The sequence below is a fragment of the Microcoleus sp. B13-B6 genome, from assembly GCF_036705405.1.
Lineage (GTDB): Bacteria > Cyanobacteriota > Cyanobacteriia > Cyanobacteriales > Microcoleaceae > Microcoleus.
Genome location: NZ_JAUBUJ010000232.1, coordinates 1 through 2,187 on the forward strand (window position 1 = coordinate 1; position 2,187 = coordinate 2,187).

The following is a 2,187-nucleotide window of genomic DNA, read 5'->3' on the forward strand; positions in this document are numbered from 1 at the left end:
CTTTTCCGTGAGGGTAAGGGGTGTGAAACCCTTAGAGGAGTGGGCTCCTCGGACTAAACGACCAGTTCAGGTCGCGCGTGCAAAATTTCCTTTGCGGTACTGTCATCCATAGTTCCTACTACAGAAAGATTCCCGCTACGGCGTTTTATTGTGGGGAAAATGTCCAACCCCAATTTCTTCAAATTGATCGCCGCATTGATATCGCGATCTACCATTAAAGAATGTTGCTCATCCCAATAGTTTCGTATACCGCAATCGGTAAAAACAATTTCATTCCGATAGCACAGAACCATTGAAGTATAAGCAGGCTTTTGCGGAACGACGGCTGACCCAGCTTTTTCGGCTATGTATTCCAGCGTCTTAAAAAATTGACCAAATGCAGCATCCAACCAAGACTTATTTAGTCCTGATTTGGCTGATTGACCGTTCGGTAGGTAAGTCCCCTCATCATCTTGCTTAACTTTATTCCGTTTTGTTAAGCCCTTGAGATTTAAGTCTTCGTGAAAATAGAACTTAGCGCCTGACCTCACAAGCTTGTGAGCCGTCTTATAGTGGAAATCTTGACGAGAACGAGCTATTTTTTGGTGCTGTTTCGCTTCTCTTTTGGCTAATTTTCGTCGAGCTTTAGAGCCCCGCTTCCGCTTATTCCGCTTTTTTGAAATGCGGTCTAATTTAGCTTGGTTTTTACGAAGCGGTTTCAAGGAAGGTAACTTTTCGCCTGATGACGTTGCCAGGTAGACATCCTCGTGTAGCACTGCATCTAGCCCAATTGAATTGTCCCAGCTTGGGGTAACTTTATTAGGAATAAATTGAGGTACTGAAGAATCTTCAAGCATTATCTGGATAAACCAACCGTCAGCTTTTCTGGTAACACTAATTTGCTTAACGGTAAATCCATCGGGGATTGGGCGGTGCATCCGAACTTTTATGAGACCCAACTTCGGTAATCGAATGTAAATCCAATTCTTGCGAACCAACTTAATCCAATCGTTGTTAGCCGTAGAAAAAGTCATCGTCCGGTAATCTGCCTCCGTCTTGAAACGGGGTCTACCCGATTTTCCACCCTTGCTATCACCTACGATAAACCGTTCAAATGCTTTATCTACTCGCTTAGATACATCTTGCAGGATAGTTGAATCTACCTGTTTAAAGTCCAATAGCTCGCCACTGTGAAAGACTTTTACCAGGTCTTTCTTGATGACGGGCAATTGTTGTTTTTGAGAGTAGTAATTGGGCTTGGGGCGAGGCGCAGAGATGCTAGCAACCAATGGACAAGCATTTATACCAGTGCGGTTATTTTCCCACCAATCAAATCGATCGCCTAACTGCCTGTTGTACCAATAGCGACAGATCCTCAACCAATGATTGAGGGTTAACTTTTGATTAGTTTCAGGATAGAACTTGTACTGATAAGTTACTTTCACTGCGCTACGACCTCGACGCATTGGCCGATCATAAAAATACCAGAAAATACTAGATAAAGTCAAGTAGTAATTGGATATTTATATCGAATAGCAATGTTGACAAATAAAGAAAAGATTTGTTCACCTCGTCATCCACATCTTCATTGCTCGCCACCCAGGCAGGCGAGGACATGAAAATGCGGAATCCTCGGTTCACGCGCCTCTCATCCCACACCAATCGAAGCGATATCGCGCGAGGGATTCCCGTCTGACTAGCTAAACTTTATGAGAGATGAACAACTGATAAATTCTGAGCGCATAGAACCAGATTTAAGGTTAAGGAAAGTGGCAAACTTACGCAAGTCCTTTGTCAAACTGAGGCGGAATAGATAGTCAGTAACGATTGAGGCAATTGTTTGATTAATTGTGAGACTCTGAGCGTTAAGATTAGCCAACTCAGCACAAGATAAATGGGTATTTCCCAATTCTTCAGGTCGCACTTCTATCAAATTGGGGCATTGTAAAACAGGAGAGGGAAGCGCTCCCATAATGCCTGTTTTCTTGAACTTATCCAGGTGCGGAGTTAGCTCTTCAAGGCTATTATGGCTGCCCAGTAGAATTTGACCGCTATCAAAGTTATTGCCAGCATCAAGATACCAGATTCTCGGAATCTCAGCGTGGCGGTTATTCTCTAGCGTTTTGCCCAAGGAACGACGAGCCGCACTATTGTCAACGCAGCCAGTGATAATTACCAAATCATTCCAGTATGATTTTACCAATTTGG

1 protein-coding gene and 1 pseudogene are annotated in these 2,187 nt (G+C 43.5%); both read right to left on the reverse strand.

Going from position 1 to position 2,187, the window contains the following annotated elements; all coding sequences use genetic code 11:
* Nucleotides 1-53: 53 nt before the first annotated feature.
* A complete protein-coding gene (locus QUB35_RS38825; RefSeq protein ID WP_333148377.1) occupies nt 54-1,445 on the reverse strand; it encodes a transposase in 1,392 nt (463 codons plus the stop codon).
* A 230-nt stretch (nt 1,446-1,675) separates the two neighbouring features.
* Nucleotides 1,676-2,187 (reverse strand): annotated as a pseudogene (locus tag QUB35_RS38830) (ThiF family adenylyltransferase); the annotation flags it as partial.

Bases quoted from the DNA above. Each gene is read 5' to 3' on its own strand.
- QUB35_RS38825 (WP_333148377.1), bottom strand. From the start codon at position 1,445: ATGCGTCGAGGTCGTAGCGCAGTGAAAGTAACTTATCAGTACAAGTTC.